We start from the raw sequence: 26573 nt of genomic DNA, 5'->3' as shown, positions 1-26573 counted from the left end.
ACTGCAAACGTGAAATAATTTCACTCACTACCAGAGTTAGCTAACACTTGAAAAATCTGATTAAATGCTATGATTTGGTTGATTTCAGCCCAAAATCACACCATAAAATTGATAACAGCAAAGTTTTACTGTCATCTGACTAGAAGCTCAATCTCAAAGTATAGTTTTGATTATTTCATTACTTTCAAAGTCTAGAATGATTTGTGTATGCACTATTTTCTCTAAACAAAAATTCATTCTTTGTTGTATTTTATAATTTAATGTTGCGAATTTTAACTATTGCCAACTTATGTCTTAATACTTGATTTTGTGTAACAATCCAGGAGTCTGAATATGGGAAAAAGAGCGCGTCTACGATTTTACCTTGCCTCTCGGTAATTCCTGTCTACTATGAAACTCCCTAGTGCTTCACCTTCTTATTTTGCCAACGGTATTGTGATTGTCTTGTATTATCTTGCAGTTTTATTCATAAATAAAATCAAATTTCTATAGTTTTTATTTGTAGAGTCTGATACTATATCTCTAAGTGCTGTTCGATGAACTATAGACGTTCTTGCATATATAAAAAACGACAAAAAACAGTATTTAAATACTATTTTTGCAGGTAACTAAATAACTTAAGAGGTATGAATTAGCGATTTAAATTCATGCCTAATCTGATGTGCAGTGACTTGTTATTTGTCGCCATACCAAATTACTTTCATCAATAGGTGTAAAGCCTGAACTTTCTAGCCTTCAGTCGAGAAGCAGCACAAGAAAATTCTAGGCTTGAAGAACACAAATTGTTGCAAATGCGGGTAAGGCGAATGTGGATGACACTAATATATTTCCACTAAATTTAATTTTTCACTGTACAACAAGATTTTGGTGAAAAGAATCCGAAATTATACAATTTGTATGTGAATTTAGTGACATTGCAACAGAGATGGGATGCACACCTTATGCCAAAATATAGCGTTAATGAAGTTTTAGAAATTATCAAAAATCTGACAGTTGAAGAAAAATTGGAATTGCAACAGTCTCTACCTAGCGTGTTAGGAAATATGTTGACTGCTGCTAAACCAGCAGAGTCTCATTCTCAGAATCTTGAGGGGATTAATATTGGGAATGGTAACTCTGGTATTGCCTTTAATCAACTACAAGCAGACCGGGGAAGTAATATCAATCAAAGTCAGAATGAGTTGAAAATTCATAATGCTGAGGTACAAGAAGCACTGAAATTACTAGAAAAATTAAAACAGGATATTAATACAAATAATGCTTTAAACTCGATTGAAAAGAAAACTTTAGAAGTGCCACTACAAACAATTGAAGGAGAATTGAAGAAACCAAAGCCAGATAAAAACTTAGTAGAACAAGGTATGGAAGCCTTGAAAAAAGGTTTAGTAGGGGTTGCTGAACTAGCTGATCCTGTGATGAAACTAGCTCCTTTAGTTGCTAAGGTGTGGGTAGGTCTATGAACCGTGAACCTACTAATAATCAGTATGAAACGAAGCAAAATATTAGTAATATTTCAATCGGTGACAGTAATGTTGTCACTTTTAATCAAACTCAGATTTTGCAAGTTTCTGTTGCTGAAATTAAAACCCGTGAATTTAGAGCGACTTCACCCTACAAAGGCTTAAAGAAATTTGAGCCTGAAGATAAAGACATTTTTTTTTGGTCGTGACCAGTTTCTCACAGGTATAGTCAATAAACTAGAACAAACCAATTTAATTTTGCTTTTAGGCGCGTCTGGGAGTGGCAAATCATCAGTAGTGCGTGCTGGTTTAATTCCCTGGCTATCACAAAAATGGGGAACAAAATTGGTCAATCTGACTTTTACGCCAGATATTGATCCTTTTGAAGCTTTCTATGCAAGTTTGCTGAGTAAATATAAACAATCAGTAGCCCAAATTGCGCGAGAGGCTCAAACTGACACCTTAACGGAAGTAGTCAATAGGCTCAAGCAGCCTGATGATTACTGGTTTATTTTAATTGACCAGTTTGAAGAATTATTTACGACAACTCAGCCAGAAAAGCGGAATAAGTTTATCTCTAGCTTATTGCAGTTAAGTAAAATTAACGTTTCTAACGTCAAAATTATGGCAACTATGCGGGCTGATTTTCTAGACAGATTCAGCCCTTATCCTGCCTTAGTCAAAGCTACAGATAACCATCGTCCTATAATTGCAGAGATGCAACAAGATGAGTTGCGTTTGGCAATTGAACAACCTGCGGCTCATCATGGGGTAGTGTTGGAAACGGGCTTGGTAGAGGAAATCATTAAAGATGTTCAAGGACAAGCTGGATATCTACCTTTATTACAGTACACACTCAATCTCTTGTGGGAGACGGAAGTTAAAACCGGCAGTATTAATGACCGGACTTTAAATTTGAATACTTACCGGATGTTAGGCGGTGTGAGAGGGGCGCTGCAAGAACATATAGATAAAATCTATGGTGCGTTTTCTCAACCAGAACAATTAGCAACTCAGAAAATTTTCCTCAAATTGGTAGATATTGGTGGAGATTCGGAATCAAGTAGCGATTGGAAGCCAGTTCGCAGACGGGCTAATCGTTTTGAGTTTAGCGAGGAACTAGAGCAAAGTGTATTGAGAAAGTTGATCGATGAAAATCTATTGGTAAGCAATGCACCTCAAGAGACGTTACACGATCGCCTACCACCAGCGCCAGTATCTACAGTAGAAATTGCCCATGAAATCTTGTTAACATCCTGGACAACACTCAACACCTGGATTGAAGAAAATCGTCAGGCGATCGCACTTTTTAACCGACTTAATGATGATGTTGCACGCTGGCAGACTTTGAAAAATGACGATGAACTGTGGAGTGGATCAAAGTTAGCAAAGGTTGTAGAACTGCGACAAAACCCAGCTTTGAACCCAGCATTGGGTAAATTTAGTAAGAAAACTGCCGAGTTTATTGATGCTAGTGTCAAAAGACGCGATCGTCAACGTCGCCGCAGCATGATTGCACTCTCAGCTTTTTCTACGGTAGTGTCATTATTCGCAATTTTTGCCGGGATTCAGTACTATAGAGCCGAAACAGGACAAATTTCTGCTATCAATCAAACTGCCGAAGCCCGTTTGACTGCTAATAAAGCTAAGTTTGATGCTCTATTAAGCGGTTTAGATGCTGCCAAACGCTATCAATCGCTGATTTTAAGCAACACTAATCCACAATTGCAAACAGAAATCAAAGCCCAGTTAGGGGAAGCAATCTACTGGACAAGAGAACGCAACCGTCTGCAAGGACATCAAAGTAATGTTCAAAGTGTGAGTTATAGCCCAGATGGCCAAATAATTGCCACCGCCAGCTACGATAACACAATCAAGCTCTGGCAAGCAGACGGTAAACTGATCAAAACTCTAGAAGGGCATACCCAACCCGTCAGGAGTGTCAGTTTTAGCCCCAAGGGAGATATGCTGGCTTCAGCCAAGCGTGATGGCACAGTCGAACTTTGGGATCGCAATGGTAATCTACTCAATACGATTAATGCTCATAAAAGCTTGGTTTTGAGTGTAAACTTCAGCCCGGATGGCAAAACAATTGCGACTGGAAGCAAGGATAAAACAGCCAAACTATGGCGTATTGACGGTACAGAGATTAATACCTTCAAGGGACATCGCTCATGGGTGATGCAGGTAATTTTTAATCCTAAAACTTATCAGATTGTTACTACTAGCGGTGACAAGACTATTAAATTGTGGCAACAAGACGGCAAACCACCGCAAACCCTGACTAAACATACTGACACTGTGATGAGTGCAGCTTTCAGCCCAGATGGGAAAATGTTAGCAACTGCCAGCCTAGACAAAACGGTTAAACTTTGGAGTTCAGATGGGAAACTGCTCAAAACCTTTCCCCATCCAGAACAACTATATAGTGTCAGCTTCAGTAAAGATGGACAGATCGCCTCTGGTAGTGTTGATGGAAATGTCAGGCTGTGGACGCAAGATGGCAAACTATTAGATACCTGGGCAGCTCATGATGGCAGAATTCATAGCTTGACCTTTAGCCCTGATGGACAAACTCTCGCAACAACTGGTAGCGATAACATTACCAAGCTCTGGCAAGTCCATCGCCAGTGGCTGACTGTTCTGAATGGACATCAAAATGCGGCGACTATTGTCAATTTCCGCCCTGATGGGAAGCAAGTAGTAAGTGCTGGTATTGGTGATTTGCTTTACTTCTGGAGTCCAAAGGGTAATTTACTCTTTACCCGCAAAACAAATCAACGCAGTGTGTATGGTGTCAGTTTCAGCCCAGATGGCCAAACCATAGCCTCTGCTGGTGATGACAATACTATCCGAATCTGGGATGCCAAAGGGAAAGAATTAAGAATATTACGAGGTCATAAAGATAGCGTTAATAATGTCAGCTTCAGCCCAGATGGGCAGAAAATCGCCTCTGCTAGCTATGATAAAACAGCTAAACTTTGGAGCCGAGAAGGTCAACAACTAAAAACTTTCACAGGCCACAAGGGCAGAGTTTTAGGTGTCAGCTTTAGCCCAGATGGGCAGAAAATCGCTACTAGCAGTGATGATCAGACAGTGAAACTGTGGGGAATTGATGGTAAAGAACTGAGAACTTTAAAGGGACACACAGACCGAGTTTGGAATGTCAAATTTAGCCCAGATGGAAAAACCATCGCCTCTGCTAGTGCGGACGGGACAATCAAACTGTGGAGTTTAGAGGGAGAACTGATCAAAACCCTACATGGACACACGGCGGCGGTTCTTGATGTTAGCTTCAGTCCAGATGGAAAAGCGATGATCGCTTCTGCTAGTAGTGACAAAACTATCAAACTTTGGCGGGCAGATGGAACTTTAATCACAACTTTGATGGGACATCAGTCGGAAGTCAACGCTGTGAATTTCAGCCCCAATGGAAAATTTTTAGCCTCTGCTGGAAAAGACAAATTGGTATTGCTTTGGAATGTATCTGATTTAAGTTTGCAGGGGTTGTTAAAACAAGGATGTCAACAGATACATGATTACCTCAAAACTCACCCAGAAGTTTCACACAACTTCTGTAATTAAACTCAATTTTGTTTTTTATAAGGAGAAAGAAAATGACAAAGAAAGGAACAGGCTGGATTCCTGATTACCCCGATGTTAGAGACTTCACATTAGATAATGATGAAATTCAAAGTTTATCGGAAAAAATTCAAACTCAAGGCTCTAATGCTGATGTTGAGAGCCTAGCTAACACTCTGCGTGAAGCGTTAAAAAATTATTGCACAGCAACAAGAAAAGATTACTGCACAGCAACAAAAGAAGAATGAAGATGATAATAACAAGATAAATACACTAATAGATCAGCTTTCAGGCAAACTTCATTTTGTAAACGTAGAACTGAATAATGTTCTAAAAGTGGGAATGTCCGACTCAGAAGTTTTACTGATAAAAAATTATTTACAACGCATTATTTCCACATGGAAATTATTTCAACCAACTACTGAAGAATCAAATAAACCAACAACAACAGATACAAAAAATGATGAACAGACAAATACTAAATCCAAATATGAAGTCAACTATAAACCAACAATAAACGACACAAGATTTGATGAAAATACTCGTCAAGCTGTTATCAAAATATTTCAATTTCTACAACTAAAACATGATTGTTCTCAAGATCAACAACATGATGGTTTTATAGATAAATATGATATGGAACTTTTAAAGTTATTGGCATCAGGTGCAGACCTTGCTCGTGATATAGAACCATTTAAGAAATTAATTAAAGAAAATGTTGAATTTTATGAAGGCGAAATTAAAGGAAAATTTTGTCAGCAATGTGACTGTTGTTTTAAAAAAAATGGAAATATTTCTAGCAATTGCCTAGTACTTTTTCTTGAAAAAATAAATGAATTTGATATACCAGATTATCCTGTAATAAAGGTTCAAACATACCAAGGAATTTTATGTGTATTCTTATACAGAATGCTGGAGAATATAGAAATCTTAATTTTATTTTTGAATGATATAATTACATCTGAAAATGATATAAAAAAACTAAAATATGAAGATTTTAATAGAAGCATCCAAGAAATTGGGATTTTAATTTCAGGGATTCTTGCAAACAAAAGTCACTTGGTAAAATTTATAAGCTCATTCACTGAAAGCTTAGAAATTCCAGATTTCTCTTTTAAAGATTATGAATTGACAGAATTAACTGAGATAACCAAAAGTAATATTTTAACCTTAGAATCTTTTGGATTTAGTAAGGAGTTATCGGATAAATATTCTACTATTTTAGACATAGAAATCAGAGAAATACTGACAAAAGAAGATTCAGAGATCAAACCAATACTGAAAAAAGAATTACCACAAATCCTCAGCAGGCTTAAATATTTAATGGGATTGCTGTATACAGTTTGTCCACCAAGAATCCCAGAATCTCTATTCCGAAAAACAGAAATATCTATATCGACACCAATTCCGAATATAGTGAATAAATTATTGATCAATAAATTATATGAGCTACAGCCAAAAAATACAGTAGATAATTCATCAGCTAATAAAGAAGAGATAAATCTTTTCTTGCAGGAGAATAATGATAACCAAGCTTTACCATTATTAAATGGGTTAGATGAAATTTTACTGCAAGTATTAATGCCATTAGGTCAATATAATAATTTAAGTAAAGCCGTGGAAGATGGAATAGTTAAAATTCAGTCTTTCTTAAGCAAGAACACAGAAAATTCAGAAAAAAGCAAGAACAAGAAAAATTCAGAAGACAATATCAGAGAAATAATTCGAGAAACGATGCGGAAATATAATGTCACAATAGCCCAAGATTATAGCTTGATAAATGAAATATATTGGCAAGGATGGAAGTCTGAAAATTTTAATGAAAAAAATTGCTTATATCTTGATAGAAATTAAATCTATCTTGAAAAGTAGCAAGAGAGATAGCACGATTCAAGACTCTCCAGAAACCCAAAATTTACTGACGAATAATACTACAACTCCTAGTAATCCCCTAAAAAATAAACCCCTGAAAAAACCTTTATTTAAAATTAGTACTTCGTCACTCGAAGAGGAAAATATTCCACAAAACAATCCTGTTAATACCAGTGAAGAGCTTTCAGGAAAATTAAATAATAGTTTGTTGTTTCCGATTGGTAGCAGTCTCCTTCAGAAAATTAAAACAGAGATAGACCAGCCAAAAAAAGCAAAAACAAATGAAACAAAAAATAAACCAAGTAATGAGCAAAGCGTATTTTTATTCTTACCAGAATTTGTAGATTTAAGCTATTGGTGTTCTCCTGTGGAGGATCAAGGTTCCTTAAATTCTTGTACAGCCCATGCGGGAATTGCCTTAATAGAGTATGCACAAAAAAAGAGTAGTGGTAACTATACAGATGCTTCTCCTTTGTTTCTCTACCAAGTTACCCGTAACTTGATGCAACGAGAAGGCGATTCAGGAGCTTCTGTAAGAGATACAATGAAGGCGATGGTTGCATTTGGAGTTTGCCCAGAAGAGTACTGGCCTTACAATGAAGATAAGTTTAATGAAGAACCAACATCTTTTTGTTATTCCTTTGCTGAAAACTACAAAACAATCAAATATTTCCGCCTAGACTATGGTCAAATCTCTAAATATGCACTCCTCTCGCAAGTCAAATTGCTGCTAGTTTCTGAAATTCCTTGTATATTTGGATTCACCCTTTATAATTCTGTCTACGATGAGGTGAATTTCAGTAGAGGACATATCCCTTTGCCCAGCAAACGAGATAAAGTCATTGGTGGTCATACTGTAGTTGCAGTTGGCTATCATGACCGCAAGATTATCGAAAATGAGGATGGTGAGCGATTTGAAGGAGCTTTGCTAATTCGTAACTCTTGGGGAAATCGTTGGGGTCAAGGTGGTTACGGTTGGATGCCTTATGATTACATCACTAGAGGACTTACAGCTGATTGGTGGTCACTCCTCAAAGCAGAATGGTTAGCAACTGGCCGTTTCGGCGCAAGCGCAAGTGCTTGGAACGCAAATAAAGGAAATGGAGATGGGAATAATACGGGAGATGATCAGCCAAAAGATGAGGAATCTAACTAAGCATACTTCCACCAACTTTTGAATAACTCCAATACTTACCCACAAAGGTTGTCTGTTGGAAATGGGTGTAACACTAATTCTATAAGAGGTTGTATATACACTCCTCAGACTGGAACTGAGGGGTTTATTGCCATTTTATTTTTATACTAACTACAGCAGAGAAAATTCAGATTTTAATAAACATTTATCAAGTTTCTCAAAAGTGTTTGACTTGCAACTTTCAAATGGCAGATTGTTGGTTAAACTTTAAACGCTATTATTGAAATTTATTAAATCTATTATGCACTGGTTATTATCTGGGCCGTTGAGTGTAGAAAAATTAACGGTGAAGATTGCGGGTTTACCTGCATCGTTACAAGGTAAGAAGTTGGTGCAGATGTCAGATTTTCATTATGATGGTGCGGGTTTATCGGATGAGATGTTGGAGGAAGCGATCGCTCTTAGCAACCAAATCAAACCAGATTTAGTCATCTTAACAGGTGATTATGTTACCACAAGTCCCCAGCCAATTCATGACTTAGTTTTAAAACTCAAACAATTGCAAACTCAAGCAGGTATTTATGCTGTCCTGGGTAATCATGATATCTATTACCGCTACTCAAAAACAGAAATTACCAAGGCTTTAACTAAAATTGGCGTGCATGTTTTATGGAATGAAGTCGTTTATCCCTTTGGGAATGAATTAGCATTAGTCGGACTCGCGGATAGGTATTCACCAGAGTTCAACCCTGCACCTGTAATGGAGCAGTTAAACCCAAATATACCCCGCATTGTGCTATCCCATAACCCCGACACGGCGGAAATATTACAAGCTTGGCGGGTAGATTTGCAATTATCTGGTCATACTCATGGTGGTCAAATAGTCATTCCGGGACTAGGGGCGGTGGTTGCTTATCGTAAAAACATACTGCAACTCATACCCTCCAAAATCCGGCGTTGCTTTCCCTTATTACGCCGAGATAACTTTGTCCTCCGTCATTGGGAATGGGCGCAGGGTTTACATCGTGTAGGAAGGAATCTGCTATATGTCAACCGTGGTTTAGGAACTTATTCTCCCGGAAGGCTATTTTGTCCGCCAGAAGTAACAGTTATTACCTTACAAAGAGAATAAGTTATGGTGTCAAGAATTCAGAAGTCAGGAGTCAGAATACAGTATAAATTATTTGCAAGTAACAGAACAGAATCTTTCATTTATTGATTCTGGATTCTGGCTTCTGTATTCTGTATTATTCTATATTTTTTACAATTTCTTAAGATGGATTTTGATATTTGATAAGCTGTAAACGCTACTATGAGGAGTGTTTTTGGCGCTATGCACTGGTTGTTTACGGGACGTTTAAGTGTAGATAAAATCACGGTTAAGATTGCCGAACTTCCACAATCTTTAGAAGGGATAAAATTAGTACAATTATCAGATTTTCACTATGATGGGATGCGACTTTCAGAAGAAATGTTGCAAGAAGCGATCGCAGTTACCAATGAAGTAGAACCTGATTTAATAGTGTTAACTGGTGATTATGTCACTGATGATCCTTCCCCAATTCATCAACTTGTGATGCGACTGAAACATTTACAAAGTCGCTGTGGTGTCTATGCTGTACTCGGCAATCATGACATACACTACAATCATTCCCAAGCAGAAGTTACAAATGCTTTTACTAGTATCGGCGTTCATGTTCTATGGAATGAAATCGCCTATCCTTTTGGCGAAGAATTACCAGTTGTCGGTTTAGCTGATTATTGGTCGCGGGAGTTTAATCCTATACCAGTTATGAAGCAACTCGACCCATTAACACCGCGCATAGTTTTATCTCATAATCCAGATACTGCCAAAATCTTAGAACAGTGGCGAGTTGATTTACAGTTATCTGGTCATACGCATGGTGGTCACATTGTTATTCCTGGTTTTGGCCCTGCGGTGTTTTATTATAAAAAGTTACTCAAACAATTACCAAAAAAAACTCCGGCGTTGGGTTCCATTTTTATTTGGTGATTGCTCGAAAGTCGTGAGATATTGGGAATGGGCGCAAGGATTTCACAAAGTCGCCAATAATCAGTTATACGTTAATCGTGGCTTAGGAACTTACAGACCAGGACGCTTATTTTGTCCACCTGAAGTTACGGTGATTACTTTAATGAAGTCTGAAGTGTGAAGTATGAAGTATGAAATATTAGTTTGTGAGTTTTTAGTCTGGGAATATTTGTGCTGAAAACTATTAACCGCCTAAGTTACGACCGATGAATGTCTGTAACTTGAGGCGGTTGATCAAATATAAGGGTCGTCCGAAAAGACTGAAAAAATTGAAAAAACAGAAGAATTAACTCAAATAAGGTGGACAAATGCAATCGTTACTCTCAAACTTCTTTCAGCATCCTTGATTCTAATAGGCAGGCATTTCTGGCTGTATGTTTAAAAACCTCCAACAAAATCAATCAATAGACTTAAGGCGAAAACACTTCCATAGGATGCCATGTTTGATTTGCGATCGCTCATTTAGATTTTAGAGCGGGAGGTACAAGCTCTAATCTCAAGTTGTTAACTTCACTTAAACTTAACCTTTCTGTACCTTGACCTTAATCTAGCACGCTGTAATTTTCCGTGGTATACCTATTTACTAAATTTGAATACCGTTAATGTGTCGCAATAGTATAGGAAATTTTCTTAAGCATCGTGAGGCTTTTTAATCACATTTATATTAAGTTTATTTAAGTATTGGCGACTGGAAGTCACCGCTACACAAACAAAACCCACCTGCGTGGGTTCAATCGAAAATTATTTGATAGCAATCCATTGAGTCACAGGAGCCATTGCTCGCCATCCCAGAAATTTACCAATGGGTTCTGCTCGTTGAATGGCGATGCGGGTAAAACTGCCGCCGACTTTTTCATACCATTGAAATAAGGTTTGCTCGCCTTCGATGGTGACAACGTTTGCAACTAAACGACCGCCAGGGGGTAGTGCTGACCAGCAAATATCAAACAATCCGGCTGCTGTCACGCCACCACCAATAAAAATCGCGTCTGGTGTAGGTAAGTTTTGCAAAGCTGGTGGTGATTTCCCTGAAATAATTTCTAGGTTTGGCGTACCCAAAGCGGCGGCGTTATCGGCAATATATTGCAGTCTAGATGAATTTTGTTCAATGGCGATCGCTCGACATCGGGGATGAGTCCGCATCCATTCAATGGAAATAGAACCGCAACCCGCACCAATATCCCATAAAAGTTCCCCTGGGAGGGGTGCTAAAGTTGATAAAGTAACTGCCCTTACTTCTCGTTTGGTTAATTGTCCGTCATGGTGAAAAGCATGATCCGGCAATCCTGGTAATCTGGGTAAGGCTGTAACTCCAATCTCAGCAATACATTCAACGGCGATGGTATTTAAGTCAGCAATTTCTGTTTCATCCCAAGCGGCGGCTGTATTCGCAATCATCCGTTCGTGAATGCCACCTAGACGTTCTAGAACAATCATTTTACTCTGACCATAGCCCCGATTTTTGAGGATTTCTGCGACAATTTGCGGTGTTTCCTTCCCGGCGCTCAAAATTAATAACTTGGCTTGGGGATAAATATAAGCCTGAAGTAAATTTGCAGGACGACCACATAAACTTAAAGTTTCTACCTCAGTTAATGACCATCCCAGTCTGGCGCAGGCGAGGCTAAAGGCTGAAGGTGCGGGAATGATTGTGATTTCCGAGATCGGAATATGTCGAGTTAAGGTCACACCCACGCCGTAACACATAGGATCGCCACTGGCTAGAATGCAGATTTGCTGACCACGACGGCTGATAATTTCGGCGACTGATGCACTAAAAGGAGAAGTCCAAGGAATTTTTTGGCGCTGATCATCACTGGGAAGCATCGCCAAATGCCGATCGCCTCCCATAATAACTTCAGCTTGGGCAATTATAGAACGGGCGATCGCACTTAAACCCTGTAATCCATCTTCGCCAATACCTATAATAGAAAGCCATTTCAATGTTTTATTCACCTGAATCTTCACCGTAACGAGAAAACCTAAAAAAATCTTCTTCTCTAGTACAACGCGGCGTAAATAAAGATACCATTTCAAGTTAATTAAAAGCTTGTGATATGAGCTTTTTGACTTTTGACTTTTGACTTCCGCGTAGCGGTACTAGCCTCTATTTTCCAACTTCTTACACAAAAGAATACACAAAGTCACTGCCACACAGGCGACTTCTGCTAACAAAAATGCAGCGACGGATGTTATACCAATTTGCTTCATTAATAATGAAACGATCGCAGTTCCGCCAGCACTTCCACCCAAATATAAACCTATACCCAAGCCAGCCTGAGTTGCGGGTAGTTTTCCCAGTACTAAGGGAATTATGCTCATTAAGATGAAACTTAAACTAACACCGAAAGCGAGAATTAAAGCGATCGCCAGAATCGAACTATCATTTAATACTGTTAACCCCATCAAGCCTGTCATTGTTCCGACACCCAGCAACATCGACTTGTTTGCACCTAAATCTGCTGTCCAGTCGCCTAAAGGTACAGATGCGATCGCGGAAACTAACAGTATTTCCGAAGCAATCAATTCTACTGAAAGTCCTGTTAGCTGAGTTTGCAACTTTTGGGGAAAAATCCCAAATAACAAGTTCATTTCAAATCCTGTCGCTAAACCGATGATAAAAATTAGGACTAATAATATAGAGGGTGCAGTAGCCGATTTATCTGGATGAATTGCGGGAATCAAAGTATGTTTGGGAGTGAATAATTGCAGAATATATGCGCCCAAAACTAAAGCGATCGCACCTAACATGAAGGTAATCGACGCACCCATACTATCAAGTAAGGTGTGTAATAACGGTGCGATCGCTCCCACTGTACCAAATATCAGTACTAAGATGGCATTAACTTGCGGTAATTCTGTTGTCGGGACAAACTGAGTTAAAAGTGCGATCGTCGGGCCGCGAAAAATAATCATCGCCATCACCCAAGCTGTCATCAGTACGGGAATTATCCACCGCATACCTGTGGGTAAATTGTGGTTAGCCAACAACGAAACACTGACAAAAATCACACCAGCTAACAGCACTCCCGTACTAATCATCGGTAAGCGACTACCCAAACGTTGCTGGAGGCGATCGGAAATTCCCCCATTCAAAGGTTCAATCACTGCAACAATTAACCCTTGCACAATTCCCAGCCAACCCGCTAATTCAACCAATTCTAAATTTTGCAATATCCTTGGTTGATAAAAAGTGTATGCCATCCAACAGAGGATGATAGCTACTAATAAAGCAGCTAATCCCCAAACTTGTCGCCATAATATTTCCCGGTTAGTGTTGCAAGAGTTAACCATGATTCTGCCTTATACCCGTGGAGTGATTTTAAGACAAATTCTTCAATATAAATCGCATTTAAAGTTGCACAATTTAGAAAATATAAAATCATTATTTTGTACAATTTATCACATTTAACTTAATTGATTTTAGGTGTGTATGAGAGAAAATACTAATAACAATCCTGCTAAAAATAAACCTTAAATCACCTACTCAATCTAGCAGTTATGGCAGTCTAGAGAATAATTGTGTTATTTACTGCACAAAGCCGCCATCCAAATTTTCATTAAAATCTTGAAAAATAGTAACTTTCAGCATAATTTCAACACTTTTGTATTTTCCACCAATTTACCACATTAAATAATTTATCTTATCTAGCTGAGTATATAATCAATTACGTAAACAGTTAGTTAGTTTGCATCAATCAAAGAAATCTCATGTTAATTTAAATGCAGGTAGAGAATTATTGATAAGTTATATTAATGACATAATGACGATTGATTTAGTTATTTATTATTTAACCCAGCACCCAACTTCTCTATATGGGTAAGGATACAATGTGACAAAGTTAAATTTTTTTATTTTTTCACTCAGTATGTTTAGAATGTGTTAGGCGTAAGCCATAACGCGCCAAAAGCTTTGCAGTAGATGTGTTACGCTGTTGCCAACACATCCTACGTGTATTTCAAACATTAAATATATATAAATAATAGAGATGCAATTAATTGCATCTCTACATAATGATGGAATACCAAATCGATATGAACAAGCATATAATTAGCCTGCAAAGGTGGTCACTGACCTTGTCGGAGAGCAGGCTTTGTTTGTATAGTCCCAGACTGGAAGTCTGAGGGGTTTATATGCTTTACTATCTCCCAACAAGAACTGATTTTTCAGGCTGTTCCTGTGAATTAATTCCTGATTTTAGCTGCTGACAAAGTTCGTCTAATTCCGAATCTCTTTGCTCAATAATCTGTTGTGCTAATGTTATCAATCGAGCAATATTTTCTGGACTAGTATCATCCATATTGTCATTAGCTTTAGTTAACTGTCGTTGAAAACGATAGTATTGTTTAGGATAACCGTCAGCTTGTGGTAACATCTGCTCTAATTGACAAGCTACCGACTCACTACTACCATCCAAGGTAATATTCAGCAACGGCTGTACCCACTGAACCAAACCCCAATCTACAGCTTGATCGTAATTATATCGGCGATTCAGAGAGCCTGTACCTAATGAAACTACGAGAATATCATTGATAGTCAGAGGTTGTTTGTCTGGTTTTTGTGGGTCAGGTCTAGCAGAAGAAATTAAAGCTTCCATAATTGCCAAAGATGTAGGATTATTGGCAAATACGCCACCATCCACCAAGGCATAGTAACCGCCATTTGTCGGGTCGGCTGTGTCAATTTTATAAGGTTTGAAATAAGTTGGTGCAGCAGAAGTAGCCATTCCTGCTTGCTTCATGGTGTAACCATCACAAACTTTGCGGAAGTTTTCACCTAATTTTTGATCTTTGACATTATTGACAAAGAAAACTGGCATCCGCAATTCAATATCATAACTAGTAATAAACAAGTCAGTTAGTGCTTTCTTGAGGAAAGTATCTTGCAAATATTCTGTTAAAACTTCGTCTCTGCCTTTAGAAGAATATTTTGCCTTTAAAATATCATCAATTTTGAGACTTTTTGCTAGTGGAGATTCGGCAAAAATCCGCTTTCCTTCTTTGCGATAGATATCAATTAAATCGACCGCCTTAAAATGTGGTTGGTTGGGATTGCTAGGATGTGGCTTAGTTAAAGCAGCAGATAAAATCCCTCCTGTGGAGGTTCCAGCAATTAAATTAAATAGCTGACAAATCGGTTTACCTGTACGTTTTTCAATTTCCGCCAGAATAATTCCGGGGATGATACCGCGAATACCACCACCATCAATCGACAATATTTTGTAGCGATAAGCCATGTAATCTCCTTTTTTGGCTGTTGTTTGCGAAATCAACTAGCCAACTAGCTGTAGATGTCTCCCATAATATAGTTGTTATAAATACTATGCGTTCAGTATTATTACTAAGTATTCACATAAAAACAGAGACCTGAATTATTCAATAATCCAAGTCTCTATTTTTGATTTTGTTAATTCAGTTTTATCGGCCAGAGCATCATAAATTCAGGCAAAAATCTCAAATTATTCTGCCCGCTGTTATAAGTTACAGTGTTAAAGATTGGGCGTTAGTTTCAATCAACTTAGCCAAGTCTTGCAGGAAGGCGGCGGCGTGAGCGCCGTAAATAATACGGTGGTCACATGTGATATTCACCTGCATTTGTTGGCGTACTCCAAATAAACCATCAGAAGTAGCAACTAGTTGGGGACGAGCCGCACCGATCGCCAGAATTGAACCTTGTCCTGGTGGTAAAATGGCATCAAAAGTATCGACACCAAACATCCCCAAATTAGACAGGGTAAAAGTCCCACTGTTGTATTCATCTGGTTGTAATTGTTTGGCGCGAGCGCGGTCTACTAAAGATTTCCAATTGCGTGAGAGAGAATAAATATCTACCATGTCTGCATTCCGCAATACAGGTGTTATCAATCCTCCGTCATCCATTGCCACAGCCACAGAAATATTAATATCAGAATGGTAGACGATTCCTTGATCGGAGTAGCTGGCGTTGATTAATGGATGTTTTTGCAATGTGACTGCAACAGCTTTCGCTAGTAGTGCAGTCATGGTCACGCCTTTTGATTTAATTTGTTTGTAAAGCTTATCTAAACCATCGGTGGTAATTGTATAGCCGACACGGAAAACAGGTACAGCTAAACTCGCAACCATACCCCGCACTACAGCATTTTGCAGAGTAGTGAAAGGTACGACTTGACCAGAAACTGCGCTGCTGACGGCGGCGGGAACTGGTGCGGGTGCTGCTGGTACTGGTGCTGGTGGTTGAATTGGCGCAACAGTTGGTGCAGGGGTGACGGGGGCTGCTGGTTTAGCCTTACCCACTACAGCTTCCACATCTTCAGCCACAATGCGACCGTAAGGGCCACTACCTTTAAGGCTAGTTAAATCAACTTTTAATTCTTTCGCTAACTTGCGGGCGCGGGGGGAAGCGACGAGTCTACCTTCTTTGTGGTTCGAGCCGTTACCGTTTTGAGCGGCTGTGGTGGGTGCGCCGACAGATGCTGTCGCTGGTACTTTTTCAGGTGCAGGAGTTGTCGCCGCAGTGCTACCAGAGTTACCTAAAGATTTTGCGGCTTCAATTTCCGCTTCAGTTTCAGCTACATAAGCGATCGCACTACCTACAGCCGCAGTGCCACCAGCATCTACAATGATGTGAGCTAGATAACCTTCATAAAAGGTTTCTACATCCATGTCTGCCTTATCTGACTCGACAACCACCACTGTCTCGCCCTTTTCCACTTTATCCCCTGGCGATTTTACCCAAGAAACAATTTTACCTTCGGTCATGGTGGAACTAAGCGCCGGCATGAATATTTCGTGAATGCTCATATATGGTGGTTTCAGAATCGATAAATAATTTATGGACTTTAACAGCTTTTGCCAGATCGAATTGTATCTTGGCTAGAGAGTTTTAGACTTTCTATTTTATGTCACCGCGCAGTCAACAATATCTGGGCGACACTGAAAATTATTAATTCTCGCCTATTGTTGCAGCTTACAGCCGAGGTTTAGGACACAGAGCCGGGTTGCACCAAGGGGCTGGATTTGCACACCAATGAGGGAGTCGAGGCTTACCAATTCCCCCTGCACCCTACCCCCTACCCCTTTTCCTCTTATTCGTTTAAACTTAGGCTTAACGTATAAATACTATATTTTTTTTAAGAGCTGGGCATCTGATAACTGTTGACTGTCCACTGTTAAAATTCATCGGCTTGGATAATCATCGTAAAGACCTTCTTCTTCTGGTGCGTAGCCGTTCAAAAAAGCATCATGGCTAAGGATAGATTCGGGTGGTTCTGCTTTTTGTTGAATAGTGATTACCCAGCGTCCCGCAGCGACATTTTCAAGTACTGATTCTGGGAGATTCAGTTTTTCCCCTGGTTGAAGTTCAATTTCATAAATCAGCTTAATCAATTGACCATTTATCATTTTTGTTAGCTATAGCCTCTTTAGAAATTATTTTAATTTATTTTTCTGATTTCCACTTTGTTATTGATTAGGTGTCACAAATATTTTAATTGCTCAGTAGTTATCCTTGAATCAATGCTTGAAAGCGTTTATCATGTCGAATATTATCAAAAACAGAGTTAGTTTTTGCGCTTTCTCGATATTTGTCATGACTGAGATATTGTCCTAATTTCTAAAACCAATCAACTTCAATAAACCTTTCCAGACCTGAGTTAATTTATTCCATCCCAATTTTTGCCGTATATTCGCAAGAAGTTTCTTCTTCTGAGCCTCAGCAAAATCAGGATTAATTTTAATAGCTTTATTGACACTAGCAATTCCTTCTTTCCAACGACCTAATCTTATTAATGCAACACCACGGTATACCCAAGCTAGATAGTTATCAGGTTTAATTTCTAAGGCTTTGTCATAAGATGCGATCGCTTCTTCATAGCGTCCTAGATTCTCTAGTGCATTCCCCCGGAAGTTCCAAGCTAGGTGGTAATCAGGTTTAATTTCTAAAGCTGTTTCATAAGATGCGATCGCTTCTTTATAGCGCCCTAAATTTGTGAGCGCATACCCCTGGAAATTCCAAATATCGTGGTCATCAGGTTTAATTTCCAAAGCTTTGTCGTAGGATGCAATTGCTTCTTCATAGCGTCCTAAATCATCTAGCGCATACCCCCGGAAGTTCCAAGCTAGGTGGTAATCAGGTTTAATTTCTAAAGCTTTGTTGTAGGATGTGATTGCTTCTTCATAACGTCCTAAATTTCTGAGCGCATTCCCTCGTAAGTTCCAAGCTAAGTGATAATCAGGTTTAATTTCTAAAGCTTTGTTGTAGGATGTGATTGCTTCTTCATAGCGTCCTAAATTTCTGAGCGCATTCCCCCGGAAGTTCCAAATATCGTGATCATCAGGTTTAATTTCTAAAGCTTTGTCGTAGGATGTGATTGCTTCTTCATAACGTCCTAAATTATCTAGCGCATTCCCCCGATTGTACCAAGCTAGGTGGTCATCAGGTTTAATTTCTAAGGCTTTATCGTAGGATGCGATCGCTTCTTCATAGCGTCCTAAATCATCTAGCGCCTTCCCTCCGGAAGTTCCAAACATCGTGGTAATCAGGTTTAATTTCTAAAGCTTTATCGTAGGATGCGATCGCTTCTTCATTACGTCCTAGATTATCTAGCGCATTCCCCCGGAAGTTCCAAGCGTAATGGTCATCAGGTTTAATTTCTAAGGCTGTGTTGTATGAGGCGATTGCTTCTTCATAGCGTCCTAAATTTCTGAGCACAATCCCCCGAAAGTTCCAAACATTGTGGTCATCAGGTTTAATTTCTAAAGCTTTGTTGTATGAGGTGATTGCTTCTTCATAGCATTCTAAATCATATAGTACAATCCCCCGATTGTGCCAAGCTGCGTGGGAATCAGGTTGAATTTCTAAAGCTTTGTCGTAGGATGTGATTGCTTCTTTCATAGCGTCCTAAATTCCTGAGCGCAATCCCCCGATTGTGCCAAGCTGCGTGGGAATCAGGTTGAATTTCTAAAGCTTTGTCGTAGGATGCGATCGCTTCTTTGTAACCTTTTCCAGCAAAATGCAAATTTCCCAGGTTAAACAGTAAATCACATTGTCGTTCAGATGTTTGATTGTCTTCTGCAATTAATTCTTGAATTCTGAGTATTTCTTTAGTTCTTTCTTCTGGGGACAGAATGAGATATCTATTATAATCTCCCTCCTGAATAACCCGTAATGACTCTTGTTCTAAAGTTTCTGAATCTATAGGAAATTCAAACAAACCAGAACGCCAATCAAAGAAGTCTGGCGCACGTTGAAGAAAATATTTAATTGCAAATATTGGTAGCAAGAATACAAAACAGATATTAAAGTTATCCTTTAACCGTTCTCGTTGTTGGTTCAGGTTAATTAAAACAGGCGGTACACCTTTCCAACTGTATGTATAAATATCTTTACTCTGCCAACCATGTAAGCTTTTACATTCTTCATACTCATAAAATGAATGCTCTAAACCTGTAATAAATAAAATATTGATTTCTGCTTTATTATCTAAATTATCAATAATTTCATATAAATTATTTACCGCTTGCTGGAGTCGTAAAACTTGAATATTTTTATTACTAATATCTGCTTTTACCTTGGTAATTAACTGCTCACCCCCAGCCGGAGAGCAACGCACAAATAATAAACCAAATCCTTCTGTAAAATTAAGTGTACGCACTAAGGCTTGATATTCTTCTTCTGCTTGTGATGGTAAATCCTGATCCCAATCAGTTAGTTCTAGCGACATAATCTTAACCGTAACAGAACGTTTTAGATCCCCCCAACCCCCCTTAAAAAGGGGGGCTATTTTTCTGTTTACCCCCTTTTTAAGGGGGTCGCCGTAGGCGGGGGGATCTTGCAGCAATTACTATGGTGTTGTATTTATCTATGCGGGATACAATCGATTAAAGGTATCTTGAAATTCTTTAATTCCCTTAATCAGAGGATGAATATCATACCAAACTTGACTTTCTCCATCTCCATTTAAATAACGATATTCTAAAATACAGCGATTAAATAATAAATCTCGATACAGTGAATCATTTACTATCTCTTTAGAATAATGCACAGTTGCCAGTGCTTCCCATTGATTAGAAAAAAACTGTATTGCGATAAGTATTCCTCAACTCGCTCACAGAACGCAGTAAGGCTCTAGTCGGAATGGGTAAAGTGTTAGTGTATTTAATCGCCTCCTTCATTAATAATAATGAATTTCTCACATGACCTCCACTCATTAAGCATAGTCTTTCTAACGCTCCTCGCTCTTCAAACATATCGACGATAGATAAACTAGGGTCTATCAAATTCAGGCGTTTTTGTAAAATTTCTGTAACTTTATTAATACCCCGTTGATATGGTTGATTATCAGGTGTTTGCACCATAATCATGGGCAGAATATGGGTATTACCATAGGTGTTAGAGAGGTCGGCGGCGCGATTAGAATATAGTAAAGAAATTGGTACTGTATACAGCAAATGACAATCTAAAGCTTGGAGTTGTTCACTACGATCTAGAAAAATTTGGTCGTGATTAGTGCGTCCATCTTCTTGCGGTATGGGTACAATTCGGTCTAAGTTATCAGCAATTAATACTAGTTGAGAATATCCTTCAGGTAAGTGTTTTTTAGCATCTTGAATAAACTCATTTAACGCCGCAATTAAAGTAACTGTATGGGGGTTAATCTGTTCTCGAATTTTTTGGCGTTGAGTTGGTTCTGTTCGTAAATTTGCTGTTAATTTGGCAAATTGGGAAATTTGAGCTTCGATACTTAAACTTTCTAAAGATACTTTAGTGAGTGCTAAATCTTTTAAATCTTGCCAACGTTCTTGTAACCAATTCAATAAAACAGTTGGGGAAGTGCTATCTTTTAATGCTTCTACTAAGTGGCGGGTACAAGCTAATAAAATATCAGTATATTGAGCATCTTCTGGATCAATATCTTCTTCATCGGCGGGAAAATAAACTACAAAGCAACCTTCGTCATCTAAAAATTTCTGTAAACGCAGCAATTCTGTAGATTTCCCCGCACCGCGATGACCTGCATACAGTTGCGAGGTCATTCTATCTGAGTATAAAATCTCTCTGCCGATTTCTACTAATATATCGCCGTCGCCCCGCACTTCTGAACAATCAACATAAGCCGGATCACCTGCTGGTAGAGGGCGGAATGGGTCAAAAACATTGTATATCCGCTTTAAAAGCGCAAAATTCGAGGTCATAAAGATGAGTCGCTGAATTTAGCGTCATATTATCGCAAATTTACGGAGATAGGTAGGTTTAGGAACTTTCAGTAGCAATAAAAGTCTATATTAATTGCTTTTTGACAGCACATAGCCCCGACGAATGGAATTCGCACGCCAGTTGCTTCAGTCGTTTGGCGCAAAATGTGTATATATGTTTATATTCTGCATCTACCCTACACTTGTATCAGAATTTTGTTCTTAGCGAAGTGTAAAGGATCAATGGTTTAACTTGAATTTAAAATTCAGAATTAACAATTAGTTCTGTAGGAAATTTTTGTAAGCTTATGCTTTCAGGAAAATGGAAGTTTCTGCGGATTTTATTACTCAGTATTTTTATTACTGCTGCTACTAGTGTTTATATCAGTCAACATCAACCTCCGGCAACAGTTGTCAATACTGAAACTCCCGAAAAATCCCAATTTTCAGTGATACAACATGCTGAAAATCATCTGGTTTATCCAGAACGAGTTAACTATCAATCTATACCATTAACAAGTTTAAATTCGTCTCTGCAAGGGAGTGACCCCAAAACTCTGGCGTTAAATGCAATTGAAGATGTCGGGGAAGAAAAAGGAACTCGTAAGGTAGAAGTGATTTATCCGCAAAATAATCAAGCGTTAGTGACGATTACACATATTCCCCAAAACAGTGCTTCTGTGACGGCGATTAAATATCGGGTGGAAATGAATACTTTTGGCCGATCGCTTTTAGTTAGTTCCCCGCCTGTCTGGGAAATTATCTGGGCTGGCTCCCAGATACAATGTAAACCTGGGAGCCACCAAAGTAAAAGTCTGAAGTGTGAAATATGAAGTATAAAATTTTCAGATTTCATACTTCATACTTCACACTTTATTAGATGTCTCCGCGAATATCTTCAATAATGCCGTCACGGATGACAATTTCAACTTGCATTTTGCTGATTAAGTTATCACCTTTTTCGACACGGAAAAATCCTTCCATTTGAAATTGGTTAACTTCTTGATCTAACTCCAGCAGTTGTACTTGCTGAAGGTTTTGCAGCATTTGATTTTTTTGCTCTAGGAATTCGCTTTTCTTTTGATTAACTTGCAGTTGGATGTTGTCGATTTGTTGCAGAGTTTGGGGGCTAGGTGGTTGGATACTTTGCTTTTGAATCGCTGCGATCGCTCTTTGTCCTTCGAGGTCTAGTTGCTGCAATTGCTGATCAAGTTGATTGATCTGGGCTTGCAATTGTTGTTGTACTTCTTCTTTCCACAAAGGAGTTACAATCACTTTGACATTGACGATGCGCTTCAAAAGTAGTTGGGGGTTGGAAAGATCCATATTTCGCGTTCACTCTATAAAGTTTGTATTGGAAATTATCAACAAAGAATTCAGGAAGGTCAGTAGCCAGAAATCAGAATGTAACTGTTTTTCATCAATTCTGAATTCTGAATTCTTGATTCTGAATTCTGCTTTATCAGGCAAACATTTCGTTAATCAGGTCGCGGTAGCGTTCTGCAACAATGTGTCGCCGGATTTTTAGTGTTTGGGTCATCAAGCCATTTTCAATAGAAAACGGTTCTAGAATCAGCCTGAATGGCCCAATGCGATCGTCTAAACGATAACCTGGACGATTCTGAACTTCCCGATTCAATTCTTGGCGAAACAAATCCTGGATTATTTTACTCTCTAGGTCAACAGATGTGCTGGGTTCAGAGTTTTGTTCTGGTAGACGTAGTTGCACGTTCTGATTCTCAGCCCATTTTGCTAAGGCTTCAAGGTTGGGGACAATTAAAGCACCAATACTGCGCTGATCTTGCCCTACTAGCATGATTTGGTCAACATAAGGCGATCGCAAACACGCATCTTCAATTGGCTGTGGTTCGATGTTTTCCCCGTTGGTCAAGACAATTGTATCTTTGGCTCTGCCAGTCAGTACCAAGTCATTTTCTGGTGTGACCCAACCCAAATCACCGCTATCAAACCAACCTTCAGTATCGATCACTTTGGCAGTTGCTTCCGGGTTTTGGTAATAGCCTTGCATGATTTGCGGCCCTTTCAACAGCACTAAACCTCGTTTTCCTTTTGGGAGAGGCTGGCGATTTTCAGGATCTACAATTTTTACTTCTGTTCCTGGAATTGGTTGACCGGATGAACCACGGAAATTTCGCCAAGGACGACGGGCATTAGTCACGGGAGAAGTTTCGGTTAAACCGTAACCTTGTAAAATGTCTACACCAATAATTTCAAAAAAGTTATCAATGTGCCTTGGTAATGCACCACCACCACTAATTACATGCTTGATCTGTCCGCCTGTGGCTTCTCTTACCTTGGCATAAACTATCTTTTCTCCTAAAATATGCAACGGCAACAAGGCCAATGCTTGAATTTTAGCCAAAGTTCTTTCCAATCCTGAAGCCTGAATATGATCTAAACACAATCCTTGGGCAATGCGTTGCGCTTTGATATACTTTTCGCTCATCTCTACTAAGAAGTTAATCAGGCGTTGCTTGTTGGCTGGTTGTTCTCGAAACTGCTTCTGCACACCTTCATAAATCGATTCCCACAACCGGGGGACAGCAATCATATAATTTGGTTTAAATTCTCTCAAGTCGCGTTTAACAGAACGCAAGTTTGTGTAAACTTGGGTGCAACCTTGTGATAATAAAAAGTATTCACCACTACGTTCGTAGCTGTGCCAGGTTGGCAAAATACTCAAAACAACATCGCCTGGGTGTGGTTGGACTATTGCTCGCAAATATTTCACCTGGTGCATTAAATTGCTGTGGGACAGCATCACACCTTTGGGTTTACCTGTGGTTCCAGATGTATAAATTAAAGTTGCCAAGTCATCGGCAGACTGTTGCGGCCGCACTAAGGTATGATTTGCCCCAATTTCTTGTAGCTGGTTGAAATTCAGGATTTTCAGTGCGTCGTCTGTTGGTGGTGTTTCGTCGGAAAGTAAAATTACCAAGCGAATCGGCAAGTCATTTAGGCGTTCTCTTAATTTACCGAGAGTTTTTAAATCTTCAACTACCAAAACTGTACTGCCACTGTTGGCAATAATAAACAGCAGTTCTTCTTTTTCGGCTTGAGAACTACGCACTGCATCCACACCGCCAGCCGTAATAATACCTTGGTCAGCAATGAACCAGCGAGGACTGTTATCAGCAATTAAGGAAATGCGATCGCCTGCTTTGACTTCTAAGGCTTGCAAACCTGCTGCAAATTGTTGAATTTGTTCTGCTAATTGAGTATATGTAACGACTGTTTCTGGTTTGGAATGGGGATTTCGCAACGCCACAATATTACCAAATTCTTTTGCAGCTAAAGGCCAAATCTCCGAGAGTAAATTTACTTTTGAGTAATCTACAGAACCTTGTAATGCCAGCCTTTCTCTCTCACTGATGTTAGATAATATGGAAGATGCAGGTTGGGTCTTGGACATAACACATTACCTAAAGTGTAGTAATTTTTGAGTTCTAGTTTATTCTGCTATTCACACTACAATACTCTCCTAAATTCCTACATCGCCGATTGTGTCAGTTATTTCGTAAGGTCAACGATTGTATTGATAAAAATTTATGTTAGAGTGAAGTTATATAAACTTTAAGCAATACATTCACCAACAATTGCTTAATTTTTGATGGCAAACATCAAAAACAGTGACCACCTAACTTTTCAATGGGGGTGATTACCTATAGATTTCACAGATGCAATATGCCTCACGCTGATCAATTGCATTGCTTGTTTGGCATTTCCTAAGTTTCTGTCTGGGATTCTAGCTAAAATCAGGTCTAATCAAGCATCTACAACAGCGCCCACATCAACAAAAGCTACAGTTACAATTACTAGTTTCCCTTATTGTACGGTTTATGCAATAACAGGCAGCCAATATTGTAAATTCAGTCCTCATTTTTGTTCCAGATGTTCTAGTTATTAATTAATCTCTGCACCATAAGACTTAGAACCCCAATTTCTGTTAGAAATTGGGGTTCTAAAACGTAAGAATTCAGCACACAGAAGTCAGAAGTCAGAATTTAAGAGTAATTCAATATATTTTGAGTACTATTTATTTTTATTTACATAGTTTGGTTTTATTGCATACTCTAATTTTCTAGCGTCCAATCTTCAAATCTCAACCCAGGTACACGGCAAAAATCACGTTGATTCCTGGTTACTAAAATAGCATTGTTAGCAATTACAATTGCCACAATTCGTAAGTCTTGTGTACCAATCCGAACTTTCTGCTGCAAAAATTGGGTGTAGTAATTAGCGGCTGCTTGAGTAAATGAAATTAACTGAATACTATGAAAATAATTGTAGGTAGCTTGTAGCCTGGCATAAGCAATAACTAGTTTATCTACAGAATCAGTTTGTCTAATTACATTAAATCTACCGCGAACTTGTTCTTCAAATGTAATAATTGTCACAGCTACATCAGCAGAAGAAACTTGACTAATTCGCTTGCTGATCTGAGGATGTCCATTTTGAAAAAGAGAGACAGAATCCGTATCTAATATCCACAAACTCACACTTATTTATCCTGTTCTGCATTGATTATGCTGTAATGTTCTGCCATCTCATCATCCAGTTCTTTACGATATTCATCAATATAGGTCAACACTTCATCAAACATAGGATCATCCTTAAACATTCCAGCAAATTTCATCCAAGGATGTTCTGATGTAGAGGTTTCTATTTCTTGAGTAACTATTTCGATATTTTTTTAAGCGTTTATTTACAAGTTCCTGTAAATTATATAGTGCATCTTCCTTGGTAGCTGCAAATACTTGACAGTCTGGTAAACCCCAAACAGTTGCTTGATATCCATCATTTTTTGCTTCAACTAATACCGAATAATTCAGTTTTGACAAGTTATTTGCTTCATTTTTGATTAAATTAGTACTCATAAAAGTTTCCTGAATTATTTAGACTGGCGTGAGTTTTTTTATTTTTTATTTTACAGTATTAGAACAGCGTAGGCACAAAGCTATTCACCGTGGGATATTCAGTATAGAAAAAAAATTTACAAAACTAAATATTGAACTAGCTTATGGAAATGAGAAGAAAATCAAAAGGACTAATGTAGTTCATTTGACAAAATATGTTTCACACTAGATAAATAGCAAACAAAATTTTGCAAAAAGGGGCATATACATGAGCTTTACAGATGGTTTATTGCTGACACTGGTAAATACTGTGGCTTGTTTGATGTTGCCAAAGCTGTTGTCTGTGATTTTGACTGACAAAACTGAAGCTAAAGTAGCGACTCAACCTGTGTCTAGTTCGGAAATTTCCTAAAATCCTG

At 38.6% G+C, this 26573-nt stretch carries 21 protein-coding genes and 3 pseudogenes; 10 read left to right on the top strand and 14 right to left on the bottom strand.

What is annotated here, in order from left to right:
- The first annotated feature begins 941 nt into the window (after nucleotides 1–941).
- The 8 genes and pseudogenes from ACX27_RS20465 (at nucleotide 942) to ACX27_RS20430 (ending at nucleotide 10223) form a co-directional block, all read left to right on the top strand.
- Nucleotides 942–1460 carry a hypothetical protein gene (locus tag ACX27_RS20465; RefSeq protein ID WP_062295203.1) on the top strand — a complete coding sequence of 173 codons (519 nt, stop codon included), beginning with the start codon at nucleotides 942–944 and terminating at the stop codon, nucleotides 1458–1460.
- A complete protein-coding gene (locus ACX27_RS20460) occupies nucleotides 1457–1669 on the top strand; it encodes a hypothetical protein (protein ID WP_062295202.1) in 213 nt (70 codons plus the stop codon). The genes ACX27_RS20465 and ACX27_RS20460 overlap by 4 nt, the downstream gene beginning before the upstream one ends.
- Complete coding sequence (locus ACX27_RS20455) at nucleotides 1632–5045, top strand: WD40 repeat domain-containing protein (protein WP_062295201.1); 3414 nt, start codon at nucleotides 1632–1634, stop codon at nucleotides 5043–5045. The genes ACX27_RS20460 and ACX27_RS20455 overlap by 38 nt, the downstream gene beginning before the upstream one ends.
- A gap of 32 nt (nucleotides 5046–5077) precedes the next feature.
- The gene (locus tag ACX27_RS20450) at nucleotides 5078–5290 is read left to right on the top strand and encodes a hypothetical protein (protein WP_062295200.1); all 213 of its coding nucleotides are present in this window, start codon (nucleotides 5078–5080) and stop codon (nucleotides 5288–5290) included.
- Nucleotides 5291–5384: 94 nt separating this feature from the next.
- Nucleotides 5385–6896 (top strand): hypothetical protein, encoded by a 1512-nt coding sequence (locus tag ACX27_RS20445; protein ID WP_062295199.1) that lies wholly within the window; start codon nucleotides 5385–5387, stop codon nucleotides 6894–6896.
- Entirely contained in the window at nucleotides 6862–8070 is a 1209-nt protein-coding gene (locus ACX27_RS20440) for a C1 family peptidase (protein WP_062295198.1), read from the top strand. The genes ACX27_RS20445 and ACX27_RS20440 overlap by 35 nt, the downstream gene beginning before the upstream one ends.
- A gap of 280 nt (nucleotides 8071–8350) precedes the next feature.
- The gene (locus ACX27_RS20435; protein WP_062298456.1) at nucleotides 8351–9181 is read left to right on the top strand and encodes a metallophosphoesterase; all 831 of its coding nucleotides are present in this window, start codon (nucleotides 8351–8353) and stop codon (nucleotides 9179–9181) included.
- A 201-nt stretch (nucleotides 9182–9382) separates the two neighbouring features.
- Nucleotides 9383–10223 (top strand): annotated as a pseudogene (locus ACX27_RS20430) (metallophosphoesterase).
- A 620-nt stretch (nucleotides 10224–10843) separates the two neighbouring features.
- On the opposite strand, the gene ACX27_RS20425 reads toward ACX27_RS20430, so the two are convergent.
- From ACX27_RS20425 to ACX27_RS20390, 10 genes and pseudogenes are all read right to left on the bottom strand, one after another.
- The gene (locus ACX27_RS20425) at nucleotides 10844–12046 is read right to left on the bottom strand and encodes a bifunctional cobalt-precorrin-7 (C(5))-methyltransferase/cobalt-precorrin-6B (C(15))-methyltransferase (RefSeq protein ID WP_062295197.1); all 1203 of its coding nucleotides are present in this window, start codon (nucleotides 12044–12046) and stop codon (nucleotides 10844–10846) included.
- Between the two features lie 156 nt (nucleotides 12047–12202).
- A complete protein-coding gene (locus ACX27_RS20420) occupies nucleotides 12203–13396 on the bottom strand; it encodes an MFS transporter (RefSeq protein ID WP_062295196.1) in 1194 nt (397 codons plus the stop codon).
- A gap of 848 nt (nucleotides 13397–14244) precedes the next feature.
- A complete protein-coding gene (locus ACX27_RS20415; protein WP_062298454.1) occupies nucleotides 14245–15339 on the bottom strand; it encodes a patatin-like phospholipase family protein in 1095 nt (364 codons plus the stop codon).
- 244 nt (nucleotides 15340–15583) lie between these two features.
- A complete protein-coding gene (locus ACX27_RS20410) occupies nucleotides 15584–16885 on the bottom strand; it encodes a dihydrolipoamide acetyltransferase family protein (protein WP_062295195.1) in 1302 nt (433 codons plus the stop codon).
- Between the two features lie 375 nt (nucleotides 16886–17260).
- Entirely contained in the window at nucleotides 17261–17485 is a 225-nt protein-coding gene (locus ACX27_RS20405) for a hypothetical protein (RefSeq protein ID WP_062295194.1), read from the bottom strand.
- A gap of 100 nt (nucleotides 17486–17585) precedes the next feature.
- Nucleotides 17586–17663 (bottom strand): annotated as a pseudogene (locus ACX27_RS35805) (tetratricopeptide repeat protein); the annotation flags it as partial.
- Nucleotides 17664–17689: 26 nt separating this feature from the next.
- Complete coding sequence (locus ACX27_RS20400) at nucleotides 17690–18613, bottom strand: tetratricopeptide repeat protein (RefSeq protein WP_062295193.1); 924 nt, start codon at nucleotides 18611–18613, stop codon at nucleotides 17690–17692.
- Nucleotides 18579–18977 (bottom strand): tetratricopeptide repeat protein, encoded by a 399-nt coding sequence (locus ACX27_RS34110; RefSeq protein ID WP_144427491.1) that lies wholly within the window; start codon nucleotides 18975–18977, stop codon nucleotides 18579–18581. Before ACX27_RS34110 ends, ACX27_RS20400 begins: the two co-directional genes overlap by 35 nt.
- Nucleotides 18928–19806, bottom strand: a complete 879-nt coding sequence (locus ACX27_RS20395; protein ID WP_144427490.1) for a tetratricopeptide repeat protein — start codon at nucleotides 19804–19806, stop codon at nucleotides 18928–18930. The genes ACX27_RS34110 and ACX27_RS20395 overlap by 50 nt, the downstream gene beginning before the upstream one ends.
- A 138-nt stretch (nucleotides 19807–19944) precedes the next feature.
- Nucleotides 19945–21277: pseudogene (locus ACX27_RS20390) on the bottom strand (ATP-binding protein).
- Between the two features lie 308 nt (nucleotides 21278–21585).
- On the opposite strand from ACX27_RS20390, the gene ACX27_RS20385 reads away from it, so the two are divergent.
- Nucleotides 21586–22110, top strand: a complete 525-nt coding sequence (locus ACX27_RS20385) for a hypothetical protein (protein ID WP_062295192.1) — start codon at nucleotides 21586–21588, stop codon at nucleotides 22108–22110.
- Nucleotides 22111–22153: 43 nt separating this feature from the next.
- Here the strand turns inward: ACX27_RS20385 and ACX27_RS20380 are convergent, their stop codons facing one another.
- From ACX27_RS20380 to ACX27_RS20365, 4 genes are all read right to left on the bottom strand, one after another.
- Entirely contained in the window at nucleotides 22154–22603 is a 450-nt protein-coding gene (locus ACX27_RS20380) for a YlqD family protein (RefSeq protein WP_062295191.1), read from the bottom strand.
- 136 nt (nucleotides 22604–22739) lie between these two features.
- The gene (locus ACX27_RS20375) at nucleotides 22740–24710 is read right to left on the bottom strand and encodes an AMP-dependent synthetase/ligase (RefSeq protein WP_062295190.1); all 1971 of its coding nucleotides are present in this window, start codon (nucleotides 24708–24710) and stop codon (nucleotides 22740–22742) included.
- Between the two features lie 661 nt (nucleotides 24711–25371).
- Complete coding sequence (locus ACX27_RS20370) at nucleotides 25372–25797, bottom strand: type II toxin-antitoxin system VapC family toxin (RefSeq protein WP_062295189.1); 426 nt, start codon at nucleotides 25795–25797, stop codon at nucleotides 25372–25374.
- Nucleotides 25798–25911: 114 nt separating this feature from the next.
- Nucleotides 25912–26175: a type II toxin-antitoxin system HicB family antitoxin gene (locus ACX27_RS20365; RefSeq protein WP_235526287.1), complete on the bottom strand. Its 264-nt coding sequence runs from the start codon at nucleotides 26173–26175 to the stop codon at nucleotides 25912–25914.
- 247 nt (nucleotides 26176–26422) lie between these two features.
- On the opposite strand from ACX27_RS20365, the gene ACX27_RS32965 reads away from it, so the two are divergent.
- Entirely contained in the window at nucleotides 26423–26566 is a 144-nt protein-coding gene (locus tag ACX27_RS32965; protein WP_190983689.1) for a hypothetical protein, read from the top strand.
- Nucleotides 26567–26573: the final 7 nt, after the last annotated feature.

The organism is Nostoc piscinale CENA21 (genome assembly GCF_001298445.1).
GTDB classification, from domain to species: domain Bacteria; phylum Cyanobacteriota; class Cyanobacteriia; order Cyanobacteriales; family Nostocaceae; genus Nostoc_B; species Nostoc_B piscinale_A.
The sequence above is the reverse complement of the archived record's forward strand: the minus strand, read 5'-3'. Positions and strand labels throughout refer to the sequence as shown.

Bases quoted from the DNA above. Each gene is read 5' to 3' on its own strand.
- ACX27_RS20465 (WP_062295203.1), top strand. From the start codon at position 942: ATGCCAAAATATAGCGTTAATGAAGTTTTAGAAATTATCAAAAATCTG.
- ACX27_RS20460 (WP_062295202.1), top strand. From the start codon at position 1,457: ATGAACCGTGAACCTACTAATAATCAGTATGAAACGAAGCAAAATATT.
- ACX27_RS20450 (WP_062295200.1), top strand. From the start codon at position 5,078: ATGACAAAGAAAGGAACAGGCTGGATTCCTGATTACCCCGATGTTAGA.
- ACX27_RS20445 (WP_062295199.1), top strand. From the start codon at position 5,385: ATGTCCGACTCAGAAGTTTTACTGATAAAAAATTATTTACAACGCATT.
- ACX27_RS20440 (WP_062295198.1), top strand. From the start codon at position 6,862: ATGAAAAAAATTGCTTATATCTTGATAGAAATTAAATCTATCTTGAAA.
- ACX27_RS20435 (WP_062298456.1), top strand. From the start codon at position 8,351: ATGCACTGGTTATTATCTGGGCCGTTGAGTGTAGAAAAATTAACGGTG.
- ACX27_RS20420 (WP_062295196.1), bottom strand. From the start codon at position 13,396: ATGGTTAACTCTTGCAACACTAACCGGGAAATATTATGGCGACAAGTT.
- ACX27_RS20415 (WP_062298454.1), bottom strand. From the start codon at position 15,339: ATGGCTTATCGCTACAAAATATTGTCGATTGATGGTGGTGGTATTCGC.
- ACX27_RS20410 (WP_062295195.1), bottom strand. From the start codon at position 16,885: ATGAGCATTCACGAAATATTCATGCCGGCGCTTAGTTCCACCATGACC.
- ACX27_RS20405 (WP_062295194.1), bottom strand. From the start codon at position 17,485: ATGATAAATGGTCAATTGATTAAGCTGATTTATGAAATTGAACTTCAA.
- ACX27_RS20400 (WP_062295193.1), bottom strand. From the start codon at position 18,613: ATGTTTGGAACTTCCGGAGGGAAGGCGCTAGATGATTTAGGACGCTAT.
- ACX27_RS34110 (WP_144427491.1), bottom strand. From the start codon at position 18,977: ATGAAAGAAGCAATCACATCCTACGACAAAGCTTTAGAAATTCAACCT.
- ACX27_RS20395 (WP_144427490.1), bottom strand. From the start codon at position 19,806: ATGTCGCTAGAACTAACTGATTGGGATCAGGATTTACCATCACAAGCA.
- ACX27_RS20385 (WP_062295192.1), top strand. From the start codon at position 21,586: ATGCTTTCAGGAAAATGGAAGTTTCTGCGGATTTTATTACTCAGTATT.
- ACX27_RS20380 (WP_062295191.1), bottom strand. From the start codon at position 22,603: ATGGATCTTTCCAACCCCCAACTACTTTTGAAGCGCATCGTCAATGTC.
- ACX27_RS20375 (WP_062295190.1), bottom strand. From the start codon at position 24,710: ATGTCCAAGACCCAACCTGCATCTTCCATATTATCTAACATCAGTGAG.
- ACX27_RS20365 (WP_235526287.1), bottom strand. From the start codon at position 26,175: ATGAGTACTAATTTAATCAAAAATGAAGCAAATAACTTGTCAAAACTG.
- ACX27_RS32965 (WP_190983689.1), top strand. From the start codon at position 26,423: ATGAGCTTTACAGATGGTTTATTGCTGACACTGGTAAATACTGTGGCT.